This window comes from Arthrobacter sp. 18067 (genome assembly GCF_902706295.1).
GTDB lineage: Bacteria > Actinomycetota > Actinomycetes > Actinomycetales > Micrococcaceae > Arthrobacter.
Genome location: NZ_CACSJJ010000023.1, coordinates 63390 through 84725, shown reverse-complemented (window position 1 = coordinate 84725; position 21336 = coordinate 63390). Strand labels below are relative to the sequence as shown.

23 protein-coding genes are annotated in these 21336 nt (G+C 62.7%); 12 read left to right on the top strand and 11 right to left on the bottom strand.

Annotated features, from left to right (window positions below; translation table 11 throughout):
- The first annotated feature begins 412 nt into the window (after window positions 1-412).
- Entirely contained in the window at window positions 413-1285 is an 873-nt protein-coding gene (locus GVL04_RS20405) for an NAD(P)-dependent oxidoreductase (RefSeq protein WP_159707926.1), read from the top strand.
- 77 nt (window positions 1286-1362) lie between these two features.
- On the opposite strand, the gene GVL04_RS20400 is transcribed toward GVL04_RS20405, so the two are convergent.
- The 3 genes from GVL04_RS20400 to pdhA are packed head-to-tail and all read right to left on the bottom strand — an operon-like array spanning window position 1363 to window position 4936.
- Window positions 1363-2760 carry a dihydrolipoamide acetyltransferase family protein gene (locus tag GVL04_RS20400; protein WP_159707924.1) on the bottom strand — a complete coding sequence of 466 codons (1398 nt, stop codon included), beginning with the start codon at window positions 2758-2760 and terminating at the stop codon, window positions 1363-1365.
- On the bottom strand, window positions 2757-3767 hold the full coding sequence (locus GVL04_RS20395; RefSeq protein WP_159707922.1) for an alpha-ketoacid dehydrogenase subunit beta: 1011 nt from the start codon (window positions 3765-3767) through the stop codon (window positions 2757-2759). The genes GVL04_RS20400 and GVL04_RS20395 overlap by 4 nt, the downstream gene beginning before the upstream one ends.
- Window positions 3767-4936 carry a pyruvate dehydrogenase (acetyl-transferring) E1 component subunit alpha gene (gene pdhA / locus GVL04_RS20390; RefSeq protein WP_159707920.1) on the bottom strand — a complete coding sequence of 390 codons (1170 nt, stop codon included), beginning with the start codon at window positions 4934-4936 and terminating at the stop codon, window positions 3767-3769. The genes GVL04_RS20395 and pdhA overlap by 1 nt, the downstream gene beginning before the upstream one ends.
- A gap of 195 nt (window positions 4937-5131) precedes the next feature.
- Here pdhA and GVL04_RS20385 point away from each other — a divergent pair, with 195 nt between their 5' ends.
- The 5 genes from GVL04_RS20385 to GVL04_RS20365 all read left to right on the top strand — a co-directional run bounded on the left by GVL04_RS20385 (window position 5132) and on the right by GVL04_RS20365 (window position 8739).
- On the top strand, window positions 5132-5602 hold the full coding sequence (locus GVL04_RS20385; RefSeq protein ID WP_159707934.1) for an Lrp/AsnC family transcriptional regulator: 471 nt from the start codon (window positions 5132-5134) through the stop codon (window positions 5600-5602).
- Window positions 5603-5749: 147 nt separating this feature from the next.
- Window positions 5750-6445 (top strand): hypothetical protein, encoded by a 696-nt coding sequence (locus GVL04_RS24555; RefSeq protein WP_235036376.1) that lies wholly within the window; start codon window positions 5750-5752, stop codon window positions 6443-6445.
- A 128-nt stretch (window positions 6446-6573) separates the two neighbouring features.
- Entirely contained in the window at window positions 6574-6981 is a 408-nt protein-coding gene (locus GVL04_RS20375; RefSeq protein WP_159707918.1) for a DUF4383 domain-containing protein, read from the top strand.
- 56 nt (window positions 6982-7037) lie between these two features.
- Window positions 7038-7643: a hypothetical protein gene (locus GVL04_RS20370; RefSeq protein ID WP_159707916.1), complete on the top strand. Its 606-nt coding sequence runs from the start codon at window positions 7038-7040 to the stop codon at window positions 7641-7643.
- A gap of 76 nt (window positions 7644-7719) precedes the next feature.
- Complete coding sequence (locus tag GVL04_RS20365; RefSeq protein WP_159707914.1) at window positions 7720-8739, top strand: PHP domain-containing protein; 1020 nt, start codon at window positions 7720-7722, stop codon at window positions 8737-8739.
- A 61-nt stretch (window positions 8740-8800) separates the two neighbouring features.
- Here the strand turns inward: GVL04_RS20365 and GVL04_RS20360 are convergent, their stop codons facing one another.
- Window positions 8801-10417 carry a cation acetate symporter gene (locus GVL04_RS20360; RefSeq protein WP_159707912.1) on the bottom strand — a complete coding sequence of 539 codons (1617 nt, stop codon included), beginning with the start codon at window positions 10415-10417 and terminating at the stop codon, window positions 8801-8803.
- The gene (locus tag GVL04_RS20355; RefSeq protein WP_159707910.1) at window positions 10414-10794 is read right to left on the bottom strand and encodes a DUF485 domain-containing protein; all 381 of its coding nucleotides are present in this window, start codon (window positions 10792-10794) and stop codon (window positions 10414-10416) included. Before GVL04_RS20355 ends, GVL04_RS20360 begins: the two co-directional genes overlap by 4 nt.
- 210 nt (window positions 10795-11004) lie before the next feature.
- Between GVL04_RS20355 and GVL04_RS20350 the strand changes: the two genes are divergently transcribed.
- From GVL04_RS20350 to GVL04_RS20330, 5 genes are read left to right on the top strand one after another with little or no spacing between them, the layout of a single operon-like run.
- On the top strand, window positions 11005-12207 hold the full coding sequence (locus GVL04_RS20350) for a histidine kinase (protein ID WP_159707908.1): 1203 nt from the start codon (window positions 11005-11007) through the stop codon (window positions 12205-12207).
- A 21-nt stretch (window positions 12208-12228) separates the two neighbouring features.
- Window positions 12229-12948: a LytTR family DNA-binding domain-containing protein gene (locus GVL04_RS20345; protein WP_159707906.1), complete on the top strand. Its 720-nt coding sequence runs from the start codon at window positions 12229-12231 to the stop codon at window positions 12946-12948.
- On the top strand, window positions 12945-13307 hold the full coding sequence (locus tag GVL04_RS20340) for a hypothetical protein (protein ID WP_159707904.1): 363 nt from the start codon (window positions 12945-12947) through the stop codon (window positions 13305-13307). Before GVL04_RS20345 ends, GVL04_RS20340 begins: the two co-directional genes overlap by 4 nt.
- Window positions 13304-14770 (top strand): cation acetate symporter, encoded by a 1467-nt coding sequence (locus GVL04_RS20335; RefSeq protein ID WP_159707902.1) that lies wholly within the window; start codon window positions 13304-13306, stop codon window positions 14768-14770. The genes GVL04_RS20340 and GVL04_RS20335 overlap by 4 nt, the downstream gene beginning before the upstream one ends.
- 55 nt (window positions 14771-14825) lie before the next feature.
- Window positions 14826-15518: a hypothetical protein gene (locus tag GVL04_RS20330; protein WP_159707900.1), complete on the top strand. Its 693-nt coding sequence runs from the start codon at window positions 14826-14828 to the stop codon at window positions 15516-15518.
- 13 nt (window positions 15519-15531) lie between these two features.
- On the opposite strand, the gene GVL04_RS20325 is transcribed toward GVL04_RS20330, so the two are convergent.
- The 6 genes from GVL04_RS20325 to rpsB all read right to left on the bottom strand — a co-directional run bounded on the left by GVL04_RS20325 (window position 15532) and on the right by rpsB (window position 20433).
- Entirely contained in the window at window positions 15532-16116 is a 585-nt protein-coding gene (locus tag GVL04_RS20325; RefSeq protein ID WP_159707898.1) for a DivIVA domain-containing protein, read from the bottom strand.
- Between the two features lie 21 nt (window positions 16117-16137).
- Complete coding sequence (locus GVL04_RS20320; protein ID WP_159707896.1) at window positions 16138-17073, bottom strand: phosphatidate cytidylyltransferase; 936 nt, start codon at window positions 17071-17073, stop codon at window positions 16138-16140.
- The gene (frr, locus tag GVL04_RS20315; protein ID WP_159707894.1) at window positions 17073-17630 is read right to left on the bottom strand and encodes a ribosome recycling factor; all 558 of its coding nucleotides are present in this window, start codon (window positions 17628-17630) and stop codon (window positions 17073-17075) included. The genes GVL04_RS20320 and frr overlap by 1 nt, the downstream gene beginning before the upstream one ends.
- Window positions 17631-17732: 102 nt before the next feature.
- Window positions 17733-18470 carry a UMP kinase gene (gene pyrH, locus GVL04_RS20310; RefSeq protein ID WP_159707892.1) on the bottom strand — a complete coding sequence of 246 codons (738 nt, stop codon included), beginning with the start codon at window positions 18468-18470 and terminating at the stop codon, window positions 17733-17735.
- Window positions 18471-18590: 120 nt separating this feature from the next.
- A complete protein-coding gene (tsf, locus tag GVL04_RS20305; protein WP_026541489.1) occupies window positions 18591-19427 on the bottom strand; it encodes a translation elongation factor Ts in 837 nt (278 codons plus the stop codon).
- Between the two features lie 121 nt (window positions 19428-19548).
- Window positions 19549-20433, bottom strand: coding sequence for a 30S ribosomal protein S2 (gene rpsB / locus GVL04_RS20300; RefSeq protein ID WP_159707890.1), 885 nt, complete (start codon window positions 20431-20433; stop codon window positions 19549-19551).
- Window positions 20434-20840: 407 nt separating this feature from the next.
- Between rpsB and GVL04_RS20295 the strand changes: the two genes are divergently transcribed.
- Entirely contained in the window at window positions 20841-21335 is a 495-nt protein-coding gene (locus GVL04_RS20295) for a M23 family metallopeptidase (protein WP_159707888.1), read from the top strand.
- Window position 21336 lies beyond the last annotated feature (1 nt).

Below are 21336 nucleotides of genomic sequence, written 5' to 3'. Positions count from 1 at the left end.
ACCCCACATCGACCCAAAACAAACACCCCGACGCAACCACCACCACACACCCCACAGAACATAAGGGTGTTGCGGGGGCGTTCGCTGCACACAGGCATAAGGAGCGCTTACTGCCTGGCCAGGGAACGGTTCTGCAGTTCGCAAGATCCTGCCGACTTGCTGCCGGTGATGCGTAAGTGCTTTACCCGCGTGGAAGCTCGACGGCGGCAGATTGGCCACTGCGGCCGGGCCAGACCGTGTTAGGCAAGCCAGCAACACGCATGCCCTTGAGTCGTTCCAGTATTCCTAGGACTCACAGGGCCAGCTTGGGAGGCTGTTTTCTGCTGCCGCCCAGCCTAGGCTGAAACTCGAACCCGCCGCTGAATCCACAAAGCAACAGGGCTATGGACCGGTCACTATCGAGGAGCACACCATGAGGATTGCCGTCACTGGCGGAAGCGGAAAACTGGGCAGGAGCGTGGTCCGGCGCCTGACACAGGACGGCCACCAGGTGCTCAACATGGACCGCGCCGGAACTCGTGGCCGAGGATACGTGAACGTGGATCTGCGGAACTACGGGCAGGTCCTGGACGTCATCCACGGCCTGGATGACCAGCACAACGGCCTGGACGCGATCGTCCATCTCGCAGCCATCCCGGCCCCTGGGCTTGCCCCGGACGCCGCGATCTTCGAAAACAACATGGTGTCCACCTACAACGTGTTCCAGGCGGCACGGCGGGCGGGCATCAAAAAGGTGGTCTACGCGTCAAGCGAGACCGTACTTGGGCTCCCTTTCGACATCGACCCTCCCTACATTCCCGTCGACGAGGAGTACACAGCCCGGCCGGAAAGCACCTACTCCTTGGTCAAGCACCTCGAAGAGCAGATGGCGATCCAGCTCACCCGATGGGACCCGGAGCTGAGCATCACGGCGCTGCGCTTCTCCAACGTCATGGACCCGGAAGACTACGATGCCTTCCCGTCCTTCGACTCCGATGCAACGCTGCGCAAGTGGAACCTGTGGGGCTATATCGACGCCCGGGACGGCGCCTTGGCGGTGGTCCGTGCCTTGGAGCACGGGCAGCCTGGTTTCGAGACGTTCATCATCGCGGCGGCCGACACCGTCATGGGCCGCCGCAGCGCCGATCTGGCGGCGGAAGTCTTCCCCGGCGTCGAGGTCCTCAAGGAACTGGGGCAGCACGAAACCATGTTGTCCATCGACAAGGCGCGCAGGATGTTGGGCTTCGAGCCGGAGCACAGCTGGCGCGACGTCCACTCCAATCGGACCACGCCCACAGAAGACTGACGCGCGCCGGCCCACCCCTTAACCGCAGTTTCCTGCAAGCACTCGTAAAGGGATGGGCCGGCGCAGCTTGGGACGCGTCAGATCATTGTCATGACCATGGCTGGATCGGACAGGATGGCGCCAAGGTCCGCGAGGAACCGTGAACCCTGCTCGCCATCCACCAGGCGGTGGTCGAAGGACAGGCTCAGCGACATGACCTGCCGGACAGCGAGTTCATCGTTGACAACCCACGGAGCCTTACGCACAGCGCCGAGGGCGACAATGGCGGCTTCGCCTGGATTAAGGATGGGTGTCCCCGCGTCGATCCCGAACACACCAATGTTGGTGATCGAGATGGTGCCACCGGAAAGATCCGACGGGGACGTCTTGCCTGCACGTGCCGTGTCCGTCAGCTCAGTCAATGCCGTGGAGAGTTCACGCAGCGTCAGTTGGTCTGCGTCCTTGATGTTCGGGACGGTCAGGCCGCGGGGTGTTGCAGCCGCAATGCCGAGGTTCACGTAGTTGAACTGGACAATCTCCTGGTTCGCCTCGTCCCAGCGGGAGTTAACCGTGGGATTGTTCCGCAGCGCCACCAACATGGCCTTGGCCGCGATGGTCAGCGGCGTCAGCTTGTACCCTTCGAATGCTTTGTTGCCCTTGATCCTGCCCAGCAACTCCATGGTTGCCGTGACGTCGACGGTCAGGAACTCTGTCACATGCGGCGCGGTGAAGGCGCTCTGGACCATGGCGGCGGCCGTGAACTTCCGAACACCCTTGATAGCTGTGCGTGTTTCCCGCTCGCCCCTCGCCGCTGGAGCTTCGGATACGGTTTCCGGCGTACTCGTAAAGCCCTGGACGTCCTCGCGGGTGATGAGCCCGCCGGGTCCCGTGCCCGGAACCTGTTCCAAATCGATGCCAAGATCGCGCGCCAATTTGCGCACTGGCGGTGTGGAGCGGGGCCGCTCGGCGCTTGCCGTTTCTGGTTCCGGCACTGCGACGGGCGCGGACCGTGGCTGCTCAGGGACAGGGGCTTTCGGGTGGGCCTCCTGAACTTGGCCGCGGGCGCGCCGGGTCGGGCGGCCTGTATGTTCGACGACGGCGCCATACCCCACCAGGTTCGGCTCACGTTTGGCGGGGCTCCCCACCGCGTCAGCGGCGCCCGCGGGCGCAGAACCATTTGCGGAAGTCTCGACGGCGGACCCGTTGCCAGCGGCCGGGGTGCTGCCTCTGTTGGAGGATCCGGCGTCGTCCACCTCAAACGAGACGATCCGCTTCCCGACCTCCACCACCGTTCCGGGCTGCTCATGAAGGGCCGCAACGGTTCCCGCGAACGGAGACGGAAGTTCGACGACTGCTTTGGCAGTTTCCACCTCGGCGATGACCTGGTTCAGGGTGACAGTGTCCCCCACCGCCACCTTCCAGCTGAGGATTTCCGATTCCGTCAGTCCCTCCCCAAGGTCCGGCAGCCTGAATTCCTTGATCATGGTGGCGGTCATCCTTCCAGTCCACTCAGCGAGTTCGGGCGGCCCAAGGCGCGGTCAACGCCGTCGAGGATCCTGTCCAGGTCCGGCAGATGGTGCATTTCGAGCTTCGAATAGGGGTACGGAACATCGAAGCCGGTAATGCGGACGGGAGCAGACTCCAGATAATGAAAGCAGCGTTCAGTGATGCTGGCAGCAATCTCTGCACCTAGGCCACCGGACTGGCCGGCCTCGTGGGTGATGACCAGTCGGCCCGTCTTGCGGACGGAGGCCTCCACCACGGGATAGTCCACGGGGGCCAGGGAACGGAGGTCGATGACCTCCACGGAAATGCCTTCATCGGCTGCTGCCATGGCAGCGTCCTTCGCGGTTTTCACCAAAGGACCGTATGCCACCAGGGTCACGTCTGTGCCGGCGTTCACCACGGCAGCCCTGTCCAAGGGAAGCGCCGTGGAAAGGTCCAGGCTTTCGTCCACGTCGCCCTTGTCGTGGTAGCGGCGCTTGGGTTCGAAGTAGAGGACGGGGTCATCGGACGCGATGGCCTGCTGGATCATCGTGTAGGCGTCCTGCGGATTCGACACTGCCACGACCCTGAGACCAGAGGTGTGGGTGAAGTACGCCTCGGGTGATTCGGAGTGATGTTCCGGAGATCCGATGCCGCCGCCGAAGGGGACCCGGATGGTGATGGGCATCTTGACCCGACCCTGGGTGCGGTAGTGCATCTTGGCTACTTGGCTGACGATCTGGTCGAATGCCGGGTAGATGAAACCATCGAACTGGATTTCGCACACGGGACGGTAGCCGCGGTACGCCAAACCTACCGCGGTGCCGATAATGCCGGATTCGGCCAGCGGGGAATCGATCACCCGGTGCTTTCCAAAGTCCTTCTGGAGTCCGTCGGTGACGCGGAAAACACCACCGAGCGAACCGATGTCTTCGCCCATGAGGACCACTTTGGGATCGTTTTCGAGCGACTTGCGGAGGCCGGCGTTGATGGCCCGGGCAAACGTGAGCTTGGACATCAGAGTGCACCTTCCTCGACTGGCTGGTTGAAACTGTTCAGGTAGCGCGAGTAGTGGTCCTTCTGACGTTCAATCCAGGAATTCGGCGTGCTGTACACGTGGTTGAAAACGTCCAAGGGCTGTGGGTCCGGCATGTCGATGCAGCTGGAACGGAGCTCAGCAGCCACGGCATCGGCTTTTGCCTTGACACGGGCTGCCACATCCTCAGTCAGCAGGCCCTTGGCCTCGAGGAGCTTGTGCAGCCTCAGGATCGGGTCCTTGGCTGCCCAGTCTTCCAGCTCGTTGGGGTCCCGGTACCGGGTGGGGTCATCGGCAGTAGTGTGCGGACCCATGCGGTAGGTAACAGCCTCGATGAAGGTAGGACCGCCGCCCTTGCGTGCACGGTCCAGGGCAACCCGGGTGGCTGCCATGACTGCCATGACGTCGTTCCCGTCAACCCGCATACTCGGAATACCGAACCCGGTAGGCCTGTCAGCCAATTGCACATGCGATTGGATGCGGACAGGCTCGGAAATAGCCCAGTGGTTGTTCTGGCAGAAGAACACGACGGGAGCCTGATAGCTGGCCGCGAACACCATGGCCTCGTTCACGTCACCTTCACTGGTGGCGCCGTCGCCGAAGTAGGCAAGAACAGCCGTACTCGCGCCGTCCAGCTGGACGCCCATGGCGTAGCCGGTGGCGTGCAGGCTCTGGGATCCGATGATGATCTGTGGCGTGGCCAAGTTGATTCGCTGCGGGTCCCAACCATAGGAGGCATTGCCTCGCCACACCCTGGCGATCTCGGAGAGGTGGGCGCCTCTGACGTAAGCAACGCCGCTTTCACGGTAGCTCGGGAAGACGAAGTCATCGTCGCGCAGCGAGCGGCTTGAACCGATCTGGGCCGCTTCCTGGCCCAGGAGCGGCGGCCACAAAGCCAACTCTCCCTGACGCTGCAGTGCCGTTGCCTCGGCATCGATACGGCGGATGACGGTCATGTCCTCATAGAGGGAACACAATTGCTCGTCGCCGATGTCCTTAACCCAGACATCGAATTCGGGATGGCTGATGCGGTCGCCTTCCGGCGACACCAGCTGGAGCAGATTGCCGCCAGTCCGCAGGGGATTTGGTGCACTTTGTCCTGGGCCCGGAGTGCCTTGATGCACTCCCTTGCCCGCCTGATCCGTCAACACAGGTGATCGCAACCTTCCGGCTCGTTTTCGTCGGCGCTGGCTGGACTTGTGATCCTGCCGCAGACCGGCCCTCCGGCACCTTCGCCGGAGTTAATTGTGACCCTACTCACAAGAGGCATCGGGTACAACTACCCCCGCAGAAGTTGAGCATTGTGCCCTGTTTTGGGGGTTCAGGGCGTGCTAATCTTGCGCATTATGCAACCCTTGGATGGCACTGATACCCGGCTCCTTTCGGCCATGGCGAAGGACCCCCGCGGGACAGTGGTTGCCCTCGCCCAAAAGTTGGGCTTGTCCCGCAACACGGTCCAGGCCCGCATGGCCCAACTCGAGAAAAAGCACGCGTTCCTTTCCTTCGAGCGAAGGATCAACCCGGCTGCCCTCGGTTACCCGCTGACGGCATTCATCACAGTCCATGTGCAGCAGCAGAAGCTCGCTTCCCTCGCCCAGGATCTCGCGGACATCCCGGAAATCCTGGAAGGTTTTGGCTTGACAGGTTCAGCGGACCTGCTGTTGCGCGTCGTTGCTTTGGACGCGGAGGACCTCTACCGCATCAACGGAAAAATCCTTGGCTGCGACGGCGTGGAACGGACAGATACCGCCCTGGCGATGCGCGAAATGATCCCGTACCGGGTGCAGCCCTTGCTCGGAAGGCGCTCCGGGGCCTGAAATCCCTTCCCACCTGCGGTTATTCCGGGCGTAGGACTTGCCCGCGGAACCGGCATGCGATTTGATGCAAGAGGACGCAACGGGGGCCGGCCAGAGGTCCCCGGCAAGGTGGTGGCGCTGCCGGAGGCTGCCGAAAGGGGCACGATCGTGAGCAACCCGCAAGAACCCAGCCAGCCCGGGAACAACAACCCCGGACAGAACCCTCCCCCGATTCCGCCGGGATACCCGCCGCAGACGGGTGCCTCACCGCAGTGGCAACAACCGCCGTCGTCCGCTTCTCCGCAAGCGGGCAACCCGCAGTATGCGGCTCCGGGCCAATACCAGCAGAACCCGTACCCCCAAGGCCAGAACCCGTACCCGCAGGGTCAGTATCAACCCGGTCAGTATGCGCCCGGGCAATTCGGCCAGCAGCCCCCCAAGAAGAGCCGAAAAGTCCTGTGGATCGTGCTGAGCATCGTTGCGGGGGTGATCGTGCTTGCGGTGGTGGGTGTCCTTTTGCTGGTCAACCTCGTGGGCAACGCCACATCCAAGGCCAGGTCCCTCGCAGACGAATTCACCAATCTTGTGGTCTCCGGGCAATCGGAGCAGGCGTACGACAACTACCTCAGCCAGCCATTGAAGGACGAGTTGGATAAGCAGTCGTTCGTGGACGGTATCGCAAGCCTGCAGCTGGACAGCTCATGCAAGCCGAACTACAACTCCGTGAATGTGAACTCCACCAACGGCAACAACAAAGCCGAGCTCGGCGGCAAGCTGCAATGCGATGGCAAGACCATCGACCTCCAGTACGTCTTCGAGGGCACGAATGACCTCAAGATGAGCAGCATCCGCCTTCGCCCGTAACTGCCGGAAAATATTTCCGGACTTTCACCCATCCACCTGCGCATATGGTCCGAATCACTGCTTGAGAGCCCCACCCGGGGCTCAGCAGGACGGCCGGGAATCCGGCCATCATCGGAAGGTTCGGACCAATGCGTACTTCGCCCAATCGCTTGATCGCCACCATCTTCGGAGCCGTCTACCTCCTGGTAGGCGTACTCGGATTCTTCGTCACCTCGGGAATCGGCTTCTTCGCCACCGAGGGCGCCAACTTGATCATCTTCGCCGTGAACCCGCTTCACAACATCATCCACTTGGCCATTGGCGCTGCACTGCTTTACTCCGGCATGAACAGCGTCACGCTGTCCAAGTCCGTCAACACGGCCGTCGGTGGCGTCTACCTGTTGGTGGGTATCCTCGGACTCTTCCTCGTCGGCAGCTCTCTGAACATCATTGCCCTCAACGGCGCAGACAACGTGCTGCACCTTGCCAGCGCAGTGGTCCTGCTGGGTGTTGCCTTGTCCCAGGACAAGGCCGCCGTAACTTCAGCCCGCGCCTGAGCAACACCTGAGCAGCGACTAATCAACGACAAACGAGCGAGAGGACGGCAAGAGCCATGGAACGCAGAAATCACCCCACGCTGAGCGCAGCGACCCTGCTGTTTGTGTACTTCGCAGCGATGGCCGCCGGGATGGTTGAGCTTTCCCTTGCCGCCGGGTATCTCACCGGAGCCGGATCCGTGACGCCCGGCTTGGCGGTTGCTGGTGCGGCAACCCTCACAGGGGGATTGGCATTCTTGGCCTGGTCCCTGTGGGGGCTGCACCGCAACACCCTCGTCTTTCCTCGCTACTCCATTCCCGCCCTGGCCCTCGCAGCCGTTGCGCACGTGGCGGTCATGGCGGCCGGCATCACCACCCAACGCTCACTCGACGTGAGCCACTTTGCCGCCCTTGGCCTGACGCTCATGGCACTTGCCGGAGCGGGTTGGCTGAGGCGGCAGCACAAGACCAACGACGGCGGCGCCCACGGCCAGCCAAGGACCGGGCGGCTTCTGGCAGCCGCGTTCGGAGCCGCCGTCGTTGTTGCTTCAGTTGCAACACCGGGCCTGGCCGCGTCGATGGCGGGACAGCACGCTGTCCCGCATGGAGAGCACGGTCAGGCCCCCAGCGGAGAAAACGGCCAGGGCTCCAATCCCGCCCTGGTACCGGGCCACCACCACTAGGTGGCGGCGACCGGACCGGCGCATCATCAACACAGCCCACTGTTGATGGTGCGCCTGGTTCGTGGATCATGGAGCCATGGATCCCATTGAGGCGCTCGACGAAATCTCCTTTTGGCTCGAACGAAGCCAGGCCCCATCCTTCAAGGTCCAAGCCTTCAGGAAGGCGGCCGACGCCGTCCGGCGCCTGCCGCCCGAAGAGCTGCCGGCACTGATCCGCACGGGACGGATTACCAGCATCAAGGGCATCGGCAACCGCAGTGCCGAAGTCATCACCCAGGCCTTGGAAGACAGGGTCCCGGACTACCTGGCCGATCTGCGCGAACGCGGCACAGAGGCGCTGGCATCCGGCGGTGACACCCTGCGGGCCGCCCTCCGTGGCGACCTTCACAGCCACAGCAACTGGTCCGACGGCGGATCGCCCATCGAGTCCATGGTTGCCGCCGCACGGACACTCGGCCGCGAATATCTTGCCCTCACCGACCACTCCCCCAACCTCACTATCGCCAACGGCCTCAGCGTGGAACGCCTTGAGGAGCAGCTTGGCGTAGTGGAGGGGATCAACGCATCGCAGGATGGCTTCCGGCTGCTCAAAGGCATCGAGGTGGACATCCTTGAGGACGGAACCCTGGACCAGACGCCCCACATGCTGGGTCGGCTGGACGTTGTGGTGGCAAGCGTCCACTCCAAGCTTCGGGCGGACAAGAAGACCATGACAGCAAGGATGCTGGGTGGAATCAGCGATCCGCACACCAACGTCCTGGGACACTGCACGGGCCGGCTGGTTCAGGGATCACGTGGCACCCGGCCAGAGTCTGAATTCGATGCCGCCAAAGTCTTCAAGGAGTGCGCCGAATGGGGCGTCGCCGTCGAGATTAACTCCCGCCCCGAGCGGCAGGACCCGCCCGACAACCTCATCAAGCTGGCCTTGGACTCAGGCTGCCTGTTCAGCATCGACAGCGACGCCCATGCCCCCGGCCAACTCGATTTCCTGCAGTACGGGGCGGAACGCGCCGAGGTCCTGGGCGTCCCGAAGGAACGGATCGTCACCACGTGGCCGCTGGAACAGCTGACGGAGTGGCTGAGCCTGAAGAAGTGATGCCGTCACACAAATGGCTCCTCCTTGCTGATTCGCAAGGAGGAGCCATTGCCTTGGGATGCTAGTGGTCCACGGCCTTTTCTGCACCAACGCCGGTCAGTGAGCGCACTTCCATCTCCGCCTGCTTGGCCGGATCTTCGCGCCGCTTGTCCAGGACCGTTCCGAGCCATCCCAGGAAGAATGCCAGGGGAATGGACACGATGCCCGGGTTGCTCAACGGGAACAGTGCGAAGTTTGCTCCGGGGATCATGGAGGTCTTGGCACCCGAGACCACCGGAGAAAAGGTGATCAGCAGGATGGCCGCAGCCAAACCGCCGTACATGCTCCAAACCGCGCCCTGGGTGGTGAACTTCTTCCAGAACAGCGAATAGATAATGGTTGGCAGGTTCGCGGATGCTGCGACTGCGAAGGCCAGTGCCACCAGGAACGCAACGTTCTGGCCGTTGGCAAAGATGCCGCCCAGGATCGCGAGGACACCGATCACCACTACCGTCCGACGTGCCACCTTCACTTCGGTGGTTGCGTCGGCCTTGCCCTTGGAGATGACATTCGCGTAAATGTCGTGGGCAAAGGAAGCTGCCGCGGTGATGGTCAGACCGGCCACCACCGCCAGGATGGTGGCGAAGGCCACCGCCGAAATGAAGCCCAGAAGCAGTGGTCCGCCGAGGTGGAAGGCCAGCAGCGGAGCCGCGGAGTTCACGCCGCCGGGGGCGGACTTGATGGTTTCAGCACCCACCAAGGCTGCTGCGCCGTAGCCGAGCACCAGGGTGAAGAGGTAGAACAGGCCGATCAGCCAGATCGCCCAGACAACGGACTTCCGGGCTTCCTTGGCCGTTGGAACCGTGTAGAAGCGCATCAACACGTGAGGCAGGGCGGCTGTGCCGAGGACCAGTGCCAAGCCCAGCGACATGAAGTCGAGCTTGGACGTTTCCGTCTTGCCGTACTGCAGGCCCGGGTTGAGGATGTTCGGGTTGTTGGCGGCTTCGGCAGCCGAGCCCAACAGGTTGGACAGGTTGAAGCCGTAGATAGCGAGCACCATGGCCGTCATGACGGCGGCCCCGGCGATCAGCAGGATGGCTTTGATGATCTGCACCCAGGTGGTGCCCTTCATGCCTCCGATGAGGACGTACATAATCATCAAGGCGCCGACGACGATAATCACCAGCGCTTGTCCACCCCAATCGCTGATGCCCAGGAGGAGCGAAATCAGGCTGCCTGCCCCCGCCATCTGTGCGAGGAGGTAGAAGAAGCAGACTGCCAGCGTAGACAGCGCTGCCGCGATACGGACTGGGCGCTGGCGCAACCTGAAGGAGAGGACATCAGCCATGGTGAACTTGCCGGTGTTGCGCAGCAGCTCTGCTACGAGCAGCAAGGCTACGAGCCAGGCGACGAGGAACCCGATGGAGTACAGGAAGCCGTCGTAGCCATTGATGGCGATGGCGCCGGTGATGCCCAGGAACGAGGCTGCGGACAGGTAGTCGCCTGCGATGGCCGTGCCGTTCTGCGAACCAGTAAACGAACGGCCGGCGGCGTAGTAGTCCGCGGCGGTTTTGTTGTTCCGGCTGGCACGGAAGACGATCACCATGGTGACCGCAACGAAGAGGGCGAAGATGCCCATGTTGAGAAGCGTGGTGTCCTTCAGGGCTTCGACGTTGACTGCCGGGACCATGGTGTTCATTTGGCTGCCCCGCTGATCACATTGCCGTCCTTATCGAATTCGCGGCCCTCGATCTCGTTGCGGATCTCAGCCGCGATCGGGTCCAGCTTTTTGTTGGAGTAGCTCACGTACCACGCCGTGATGCCGAACGTGGTGACGAACTGGAGCAGGCCAAGGATCAGGCCGACGTTGATGTTGCCCCAGACTTTGATGGACATGAAGCCGACGGCGTAGTCGGCCAAGAGAACGTACGCGAAGTACCAAAGCAGGAATACGACTGCCATCGGGAAGACAAAACTGCGGTGCCGCTTGCGCAGTGTCTTGAACCGTTCAGTCTGCTGGACTTCCTGGAAGTCCACGGACGCCGTTGCGTCCTGGGGTTGGGCCTCATTACCCATGGTTCCTCCTGGTTGTGGTGAGTCCACATCAGCTCCACACGCCTTGCCAATGTGACTGCAATCACTATCGAACGCCGCCCCGTGCCTGTTCCAGAGAATAGCCCGGTGCCGTCGCTCAACGGTTGCGGTGCTGCGCCAAACGGTGGGATATGGAGGAGCGCGCGGGGAAACAGGCCGCGATGCGGAAAAACGTCCGACTACGCTGGCCTTATGCCAGATTCCCCGCTCTTCACAGCCGCCGCGGTCGCCGTGATCGTGCTGGCCATCGCCGTCGTCGTGGGTGTTGGCCTGAAAGTGATGCGTTCCTTCCGGGACCTGGGCACGGATGCAGAGCGCGCCACCTACAACACGCTGCACGCAGCCTCACGCGCCGGGCAGCACCTCCGGGGCGGCCTCCAGCCTGCCGGGGCAGCTAAAGCCAGCAAACAACTGCGGGTGCTGCTGGGCTGCGATGCCCTGGCCATCACGGACACCGATTCGGTGCTCGCCTGGGATGGAGCTGCCGAGGAACTCCGGCCCTCCCTCATGCGCCTCGCCGAGGAAGTGCTTGCCACCGGGCGAACGGCCGTGGTGACCCATGCGGGGCAAGGCCCCACCGCAAAAGCCGAGCACGGAAACCACGGATTCAGTGCCGTGATTGCTCCTATCCGGGCCGGCTCCAGGGTAGTTGGCTCAGTGGCCGCCCTCGCACCGGCGGCCGGTGCGGGACTGGTGAGAGCCACCTCCGAGGTTGCCGACTGGATTGCTGCCCAACTGGAACTGACCGAGCTGGAGGCTTCGAGGACTTTGCTGATGGAAGCGGAAGTCAGGGCCTTGCGTGCGCAGATCAGCCCGCATTTCATCTACAACTCACTGAATGCCATCGCATCGTTCATCAACACGGATCCAGCACGGGCCCGTGAGCTTGTAGTGGAGTTCGCCGACTTCACCCGATACTCGTTCCGGCGGCATGGCGACTTCACCACTGTGGCCGAGGAACTGCGCTGCATCGACCGATATCTGTTGCTGGAACGCGCACGCTTCGGCGAACGCGTCCAGGTCAGCCTACGGATCGCGCCCGAGGTACTGAGCACGGTCATTCCCTTCCTCAGCCTCCAACCCTTGGTGGAGAATGCGGTCCGGCATGGTTTGGAGGCCAAGGAGGGCCCTGGACACATCACCATTTGCGCCAATGATTCCGGAGCATTTGCTGAAGTTACCATCGAGGACGACGGCGTCGGCATGGACCCCGAGCACCTGCGGTCGGTGCTCGCGGGCCACACAGACGGCGACCATGTGGGTCTTCGGAATGTGGACGCCCGCTTGCGACAGGTTTACGGGGACGAGCACGGACTGGTCATTGAGACTGCCCCCGGCGAAGGAACCCTGATCACCATGCGGGTGCCGAAGTCCCAGCCCGACCACGACGCCTAGGGTGCCGGTTAGTCTTTAAACATGATCAACGTGCTCGTCGCTGATGACGAACTGCCCGCTGTGGAGGAGCTCGCCTTCCTGCTGGGACGGGATGAGCGGATTGGCGCCATCCACCGGGCGTCTTCCGGTGCCGAGGCACTGCGGACCCTGGAAACAGAGTCGGTGGACGCCGTCTTCCTCGACATCCACATGCCGGCCCTTTCCGGATTGGACATCGCGCGGGCGATTTCCCGCAGCAGCAATCCACCCGCCGTCGTGTTTGTCACTGCTGACGAAGACTGCGCCCTGGAAGCCTTCGACCTCGCCGCCATCGACTACCTGCTGAAACCGCTGCGCGCGGAACGGCTCTCACGTTCCGTGGACCGGATCAGCGACATCATCAAAGAGGGCACGCCGGCACCGGAGATGATCACCGTGGATCTTGGCAGCACCACCCGGATGATCCGGCGCGACGATGTCACCTATGTGCAGGCCCAAGGCGACTACGCGAGGCTGCACACCGCCGAGGCCAGCTTCCTCATCCGGGTTCCCCTCGGCGACCTTGAACAGAAATGGGCTGAAGCAGGGTTTATCCGGATCCACCGCTCGTACCTGATCGCCCTGAACCATGTGCAGCACCTTAAGTTGTCTGCTAGCGGCCCCAGCGTCGCCGTGGCAGGTGCTGAACTGCCGATCAGCCGGCGGCACCTGCCCTCTGTCCGGGACAAGCTGCAGTCCACGCGCATCCGGCCACAAGGATGACGCGCGTCCGTGTCACTGCGCCGCGCCAGTCGGCCACTGCAGCTCCGGGACGATTGCCATATCCGCGCGAGGTCACCGAAGATTCCGACGCCGGCCGGATCTTCATCCGGTCCCTGATCCGATCACAATTGCGTTTGGCACTGGTGGTGGCCTCCGGATTCCTGATCATCCTCGCCGTGATCGCGCTGTTCCTTGTCTATGGGCCGGGGGTAGCTGAAACCCGGATCCTCGGGATTCCGCTTGACTGGCTGGTGCTGGGTGCCGGAATTTACCCGGTGATTGGCTTGAGTGCCTGGCTCTACAACCGCGCGGCGGCACGGAATGAGGCCCGCTACAGGGACCTCGTGGAGGATAAGTGAATCCGGCTGTCGGCCTGTTCGCGTTTCTTGCCGTTTCGCTGGCGACGGCGGTCGTTGGGTTCTACGGACTGCGCATCTCCCGTACGACAGGCGATTTCTATGTCGCCTCGCGCACTGTCCCGCCGTGGTGGAATGCTTCGGCGATCGGCGGCGAGTACCTGTCCGCCGCCAGCTTCCTGGGAGTCGCCGGCCTGATCCTGCTTTCCGGAACGGATGCCCTGTGGTTCCCCGTGGGCTACACGGCCGGATATCTGATGCTCTTGCTGTTTGTGGCCGCTCCCCTCCGGCGCTCAGGCGCCTACACCATCCCCGATTTCACCGAGGCCCGGTTGGATTCCAAGGTGGTCCGCAGGGTGACCAGCCTGGTGGTGGTGGCCGTGGGCTGGTTGTACATCGTCCCTCAACTCCACGGCGCGGCGCTCACCATCCGGATCACCACCGGCCTGCCGTCGTGGGTAGGTTCGACGGCGGTTGTGGTGGTTGTGTGCCTCACGGTCGTGGCAGGTGGCATGCGCTCAATAACATTCGTCCAGGCGTTCCAGTACTGGCTGAAACTGACGGCGTTGGCACTTCCGGTGGTCTTCGTGTTGCTGGTGCTGGCCGGTAACGGCTCAGAACCCCGGGCTCCCCTGCCCATCAATCCCACTGGGCTGGCTCCCGCGGGGGCCTACCAGCACATATCGCTGCTGGTGGCGTTGCTGTTCGGCACCTTGGGCCTGCCGCACGTCCTGGTGAGGTTCTATACCAACCCTGACGGTCAATCTGCCAGGCGGACAACGTTGATCGTGCTGGGGCTGCTCTCCGTCTTCTATCTTTTTCCCACGGTGTCCGGTGCCCTGGGAAGGATGTTCGCGCCCGAACTTGCGCAGTCCGGACAGGCCGATGCCTTGGTGCTGTTACTCCCAGGCAAACTGATCGGCGGCGTAGCAGGGGACCTGCTCTCCTCCCTCGTAGTGGCCGGAGCCTTCGCAGCCTTCCTGTCCACAACGTCCGGGCTGGTGGTGTCACTGTCCGGTGTCATCAGCCAGGACCTCTTCGGCGGAAGCGTGAGGGGTTTCCGCCTCGCGGCGGTGCTCGCCGCCGTCGTGCCTTTGGGTTTTGCCTTCATGACCGACACCCTGGCCTTGGCTGGCAGCGTTGGCCTGGTGTTCGCGTTCACGGCCTCCACCATATGCCCCGTCCTGCTCCTGGGAATCTGGTGGCGAGGGCTGACAGATACCGGAGCCATTGCCGGAATGCTGACCGGAGCAGTGCTCTGCGGCGGCGCCATGGTGCTCGGTACCCTCATGGGGGCAGGCAACGCGCCCGCGTGGCTGGCGCAGCCAGCTGCATGGAGCGTTCCGTCAGCGTTCGCCGTGACAGTGGTGGTGTCGAGACTGACGAAGAACCGTGTCCCGGCGTCCGTGAATCGCGTCATGTCGCGGCTTCATGTGCCGGAACGGCCTGTAGCGACCGAACGGTAGCCCCCGAAGGCAGGGGCCTGTTGTCCGCGCAGCGGCCAGGGTGGACAATGACGCCATGTCCGAGGAACCGGGTGCCGCCAGCCCAGAACCGTTGGCAACCCCGCCGGAGTTGTCACCGAGCGTCCGCGCGCAATTGTTGGCCACCGAGCACTGGAGCCTGCTCGCCTCACGCAGCACCACCCAAGGCGAAGTCCTCACGCGCATCAGCATGTTCCTGACGTTCACGTCGGCGAGCCTGTTAAGCGTGGCGCTGGTGGGTAACGCCACCCAGTTTTCAGATGCCTTCAGGGCCTTCGCGCTGACCGTCCTCAGCATCGACCTGGTGGTTGGCCTGCTCACACACGTCCGCGTCATGAGCGTGGGCTTTGAGGATCTGATGTACGTCCTGGCCATGAACCGCCTGCGGGCGGCATACATCGACATGGACCCCGGCGTAGGGCCATACCTCATGGCCGGCGTTCACGATGACGAGGAAGGCGCTAAACGGACGTATTACTTCCTGGGCGTTCGCAAAGACTTCAGCCAGGTGGCTGGCAGCAGCATGGTGTTTATGGGGTTCGTGAACTCGGCACTGATCGCCCTGCTGCTCGGATCAGCCCTCTTGACCGCCGGGCTTCCCACAGCGGCGGCTGTTCCCGTAGCTATTCTTGCCGCCTTGGCATTCTTCGGGACGTCCCTGGTCCGCGGTCATCGTCGCTACCTGGACGTCTGGAAAAACAATTCACCAATCTCCCCCAGCTCACGATGAGCGGACGGTACGCCTAGTCGATAGCCGCCATGAGCTCTACGACACGGGCGAGGAAAGCGTCAACCTGGGCTTCTTCATAGCCTTCGTCGCCTTTTGCTGCACTGAATACTGCGCGCCGAACGGTGTCCACGCTCAGCACCTGATCGTGTTCAAGGTATCCGACCAGCTCAGCACACAGGGCGTCGACGTCCTCGATGTTGTAGCTGCGGGCTCGCTTCCTGGACGGGCGGCGGAACCGCTCGCCGTCGGGCCGGTGAAGCCTGCCACGCAGGATGCCGGAGAGTTTACCGATCTGGCGCAGCCATGCCTCTTCGCCTTGCTGCCCGATGAGGTCGTCCCGCTCACGTCGGGCGAAGGCATCCTCGAGCCGGTCCAGGGCAGCGTCCACGCTGTGCGCGTCGTACCCACCCTTCACGGGATCAAAAGCGACGTCCCGGACATCCACGCTGGCCACCTGGTCAGCCGTGCCAACAGGGGTTTCGAACGAGGTCCTGGCACGCTGGAGGAACTCGTCCACTTGCTTGGCGTTATAGCCGTACTTGCTGCGCTCCACGCGGTCGAACGTTGCGGGAATCTGGCGTCGAATATCCACGGACACTAATTTTCCTTCATTGGTTTGTCAGACGCCGCTCAGCAGCGCGAACAGAACATAGGCTACAGGGGCTGCGAACACGATGGAGTCCAGCCGGTCCATCACGCCACCATGACCGGGCAGGATGCTGCTCATGTCCTTGACGCCAAGTTCGCGTTTGACCATGGACTCAGCGAGGTCCCCGGCAGTCGCTGCTGCAACCATTCCAACGGCCAGCACCAGCCCCACCCACCATGGCTTGTCCAACAGGAAGATGCAGGCAAGGACACCAATAACCATGGCCCCACCAACGGATCCCGCGAAGCCCTCCCAGGATTTCTTGGGACTGATCTTGGGCGCCATGGGGTGCTTCCCGAAGGAGGCCCCCACGATGTAGCCAAACGTGTCGTTCGAGACAACCAGCAGCAACATCGAAGCGATCTGCCACGCGCCGTCAGGGATCCCGTCCGGCCAGAAGCCCACGGGGGTTGCTCCGCCGGTGGCATGGAGCGGCAAGGCGGCGAAGCTGATCAGGAACGGGATCCACGCCAAGGTGAAAACCCCGGCAAACACGCTGCGGGGCGCCCCGGCCGCACTCTCGATGGAACGCCAGAGGAGCACTGCAACGGAACTTGCCGTCATGGTGAACAGCAAACCCTCAAGTCCGCCAAAGTAGGCGGATACCGGCATCACCAGGCTGCCGATCATCACAGGAATGATCGGCATCCTGGTGCCTTGGGCTTCAAGGGCCCGGAAAACTTCCCAAACACCCAGCACCGCGAAGGCGGTAGTGAGCAGGACGAATCCCAACGGGAGGAACAGCAATCCACCCAGAACGGCCAAAAGCATGGAAAGTCCGACGCCGATGGCGGCCGGAAGATTCCGGCCCGCCTTGGGTGTGGGGTTCGCCCGTACACGCCTGGCGCGTTTGGGGGTGTCGCGTGTCGGGACCCGCTCAGCGGGCGCCGGCTCAGCCTGGTTCATCAGACCTCGAGCAGCTCGGCTTCCTTGCGCTTGAGCAGCTCATCGATGCTGTCGACGTGCTGCTTGGTCAGGGCGTCAAGTTCCTTCTCAGCGCGGGCACCATCATCTTCGCCGGCTTCGCCGTCCTTGACGAGCTTGTCCAACGTGTCCTTGGCCTTGCGCCGGATGCTGCGGATGGAGACCTTGGCGTCTTCGCCCTTGCCCTTGACGATCTTCACGTATTCCTTGCGGCGCTCCTTGGTGAGCTCCGGGATGGTCACGCGGATGACGTTGCCGTCGTTGGAGGGGTTGGCGCCAACCTCGGAGTCGCTCAGAGCCTTCTCGATGTCGCGCAGAGCGGTCTTGTCGTAAGGGGTGATCAGGATGGTCCGGGCATCAGGCACGCCGAAGGAGGCCAGCTGCTGGAGCGGCGTCGGCGTGCCGTAGTACTCGACGATCACCTTGTTGTAGAGACCGGGGTTGGCCCGGCCCGTGCGGATCGTGGCGAAATCGTCCTTTGCTACCTCAACCGCCTTGTCCATCTTCTCGCCGGCTTCGAGTAAGGTCTCTTCGATCACGGGTTTCTCCTCAGAAAATAGTTGCTGCCCAACTGCAGGCACCAATACACAGTAAAGATCCGCCACCGGGGGCGGACAGTCCTAGAAATATCCTAGCCCTTGCTACGGAGTAACCAGGGTTCCCAGCGTTTCGCCGAGGATGGCACGGGTAACGTTGCCCTCGCCTTCCATGCCGAAGACCACCATGGAGAGATTGTTGTCCTTGCACATGGTCATGGCCGTCTGGTCCATGACCCGGATGTCACGGCGCAGGGCGTCGTCGTAACTGAGGACATCGAGCTTTTCAGCGGCAGGATCCTTCTTGGGGTCTGCCGTGTAGACGCCGTCCACGCCGCTCTTGGCCATGAGGACCACGTCGGCATGTACTTCGAGGGCTCGCTGTGCGGCCACGGTATCGGTGGAGAAATACGGCAGGCCAGCACCGGCACCGAAGATGACCACGCGGCCCTTTTCCATGTGGCGGATGGCTCGGCGGGGAATGTAGGCCTCGGCGACCTGGCCCATGGTGATGGCGCTCTGGACGCGGGTTTCAACACCGGCCTGCTCCAGGAAGTCTTGCAGTGCGAGGCAGTTCATGACTGTGCCCAGCATGCCCATGTAGTCGGCGCGGGAACGGTCCATGCCGCTCTGCGAGAGCTCGGCGCCGCGGAAGAAGTTTCCGCCACCGACAACGATGGCTACCTCCACCTCGGAGACGGCTGCCGCGATCTGCTTGGCGATGGCCCGGACAGTCTCAGGATCGACGCCGAGCTTTCCGCCGCCGATGACCTCACCGGAAAGTTTCAGAAGTACACGTCGGCGGGTCTTCTCGGGCTGGATTGCAGTGTTGACGGTTTCCATGGTGCCTCCCGTTGGTGGACTCTGGCTAGATTATCGTGCTGTGTGTCCGCGCAGATACTACCCGGACGGATGCATGAAAAAGGGGCGGCCACCGAAGTGACCACCCCTCTTCATGAATTACTAGTTTCCGACGCGGAAACGGGTTACTGCGGTTGCCTTGACGCCGGCTTCTTCGAGGACCTGTGCAACGGTCTTCTTGGAATCCTTGGCGAATGCCTGGTCAACCAGAACTTCACCCTTGTAGAAGCCCGTTACGCGGCCTTCAACGATCTTCGAAAGAGCAGCTTCCGGCTTACCTTCAGCCTTGGCGGTCTCTTCGGCGATGCGGCGCTCGGACTCGACCAGTTCGGCCGGGACGTCGTCGCGGGTCAGGTAGTTCGGAGCCATGGCTGCAACGTGGACAGCGATGTCGTGTGCGGCGGTGGCAGCGGCTTCGCCTTCACCGTCAACAGCGAACAGGACGCCGACCTGGGCCGGGAGGTCCTTGGACGTCTTGTGCAGGTAAGCGTCAACCGTGGTGCCCTCAACGCGGGAGATGCGGCGGACAACAACCTTTTCGCCGAGGACAGCGCCCTCTTCGACGACGACCTCGGACAACGGCTTGCCGTCGACCTCGGTGGCCAGCAGGGTCTCGAGGTCGGCTGCGCCGGACTCGACTGCAACGTTGAGGACCTTGTCGGCCAGCTGGATGAACTTGTCGGCCTTGGCCACGAAGTCGGTCTCGCAGTTGACTTCGATCATTACGCCAACGCCACCGTTGACCTTGGCAGCAACCAGGCCTTCAGCGGTGGAACGGCCTTCGCGCTTGGTAGCACCCTTGAGGCCCTTGATGCGGATGATCTCGATGGCCTTCTCAGCGTCACCGTTGGCTTCGTCAAGAGCCTTCTTGACGTCCATCATGCCGGCGCCGGTACGCTCGCGCAGGGCCTTGATGTCAGCAGCAGTGTAGTTCGCCATGTGAACCCCTCTGTCTAGAAATTTGTGTGTTTACGGACTGACAGGACGGCAGCCCACCGTGTGAGCCGCCATCCTGTCAGTTGCCCCCGACGCTGTTTCCGGCATCAGGGAAGGTCCAGATTTACTTGGCTTCAGCTTCGCCGGCTGCAGCTTCAGTTGCTTCGGGAGCTTCTGCTGCGGGAGCCTCAGCTGCCGGAGCTTCTGCTGCCGGAGCCTCGGGTGCCGCTGCTTCTTCAGCCTTGCTGCCCTCGAGGAGTTCGCGCTCCCACTCGGCCAGCGGCTCTTCCGGAGCTTCGGTGGTGCCCGTTGCGCGCTGGTTGCGGGCGATGAGGCCCTCAGCCACGGCGTCGGCAACGACGCGGGTCAGCAGATTGACGGAGCGGATGGCGTCGTCGTTACCCGGGATCGGGAAGTCAACTTCGTCGGGATCGCAGTTGGTGTCCAGGATGGCAACAACCGGGATGTTCAGCTTCTTGGCTTCGTCAACAGCAAGGTGTTCCTTCTTGGTGTCAACAACCCACAGAACCGAGGGAGCCTTGGTCAGGTTGCGGATACCACCGAGGTTGGTCTCAAGCTTGGTGAGTTCGCGCTTGAGGAGCAGGAGCTCCTTCTTGGTGTAAGCCGAGCCTGCGACGTCGTCGAAGTTGATCTCTTCGAGTTCCTTCATGCGCTGGATGCGCTTGGCGACGGTCTGGAAGTTGGTGAGCATACCGCCCAACCAACGCTGGTTGACGTACGGCTGGCCAACACGGGTAGCCTGCTCGGCAATTGCTTCCTGAGCCTGCTTCTTGGTGCCGACGAACAGGACGGTGCCGCCGTGGGCGACAGTAGCCTTGACGAACTCGTAGGCGCGGTCGATGTAGGACAGCGACTGCTGGAGGTCAATGATGTAGATGCCGTTGCGCTCCGTGAAGATGAAGCGCTTCATCTTCGGGTTCCAACGACGGGTCTGGTGTCCAAAGTGGACGCCGCTGTCAAGCAGCTGGCGCATAGTTACGACGGGCATGCCGACGCTCCTTCCGGCAGGTCATTCATGAGAGAGCCCATGGGGCTGCTCTTACCCTGCCAATAGTTGACGGTTGTTTAGCCTTAGCCCGGACGGGCGCGGCTCCTGGCATCCATTGCGCTTCTCATCCGGCACGGAGCCATAGGCTCAGCCGGACCGCAAGAGGCACAATCCTCCGCAGCCTAAAGCCAAGAGGCTTCGCTGGTGGAGGGCTGGATACGCGTAGTCAGCCTGGCACCCCCGCATATCTGAATGAGACATGCTCCTGAACAAGCTTGAGGGCACAGCAAACTGCTCCACCAAGTGTACTACAGCGACCCCACAGGTTTGACCGCTTCCGCAGTCCGTTGTCCACATACGGAAGGCCGGGGATCGACCCACCACCGGCTCCCCGGAAGGCTTGGCCCATGACCCCTGTGAAGTCCTTCATAACCCTGCTGGCCAGCCTTGCAATCGTGGCGGGCACAGCCACCAACCCTGCACCGGCCGAACCACAATGGAGCTGGCCGCTCTCCCCCAAACCCTCCGTCCTGCGGACATTCGACCCTCCGGACAAACCGTGGCTCAGTGGACACCGCGGCGTGGACATAGGACCAGCGTCCGACGGCGGCCCCGTCACCGCGCCGTCCGACGGTGTGGTGACCTTTGCCGGCGTCGTGGTTGACCGACCCGTGATCACGATCGACCAAGGCGCCGGCCTCAAGAGCAGCTTCGAGCCAGTGAGCAGCGACCTTAAACCCGGCGATCACGTCAGCAAGGGACAAACGATCGGCTCCTTGAAACCAGGCCATTGCGGGAGCGCGACCTGCCTGCATTGGGGCGTGCGGCGGGGCGAAGACTACCTCAACCCCCTGGGCTTCGTGGAGGACATGCGGCCCTCCATCCTGCTGCCGCTCGACTAGT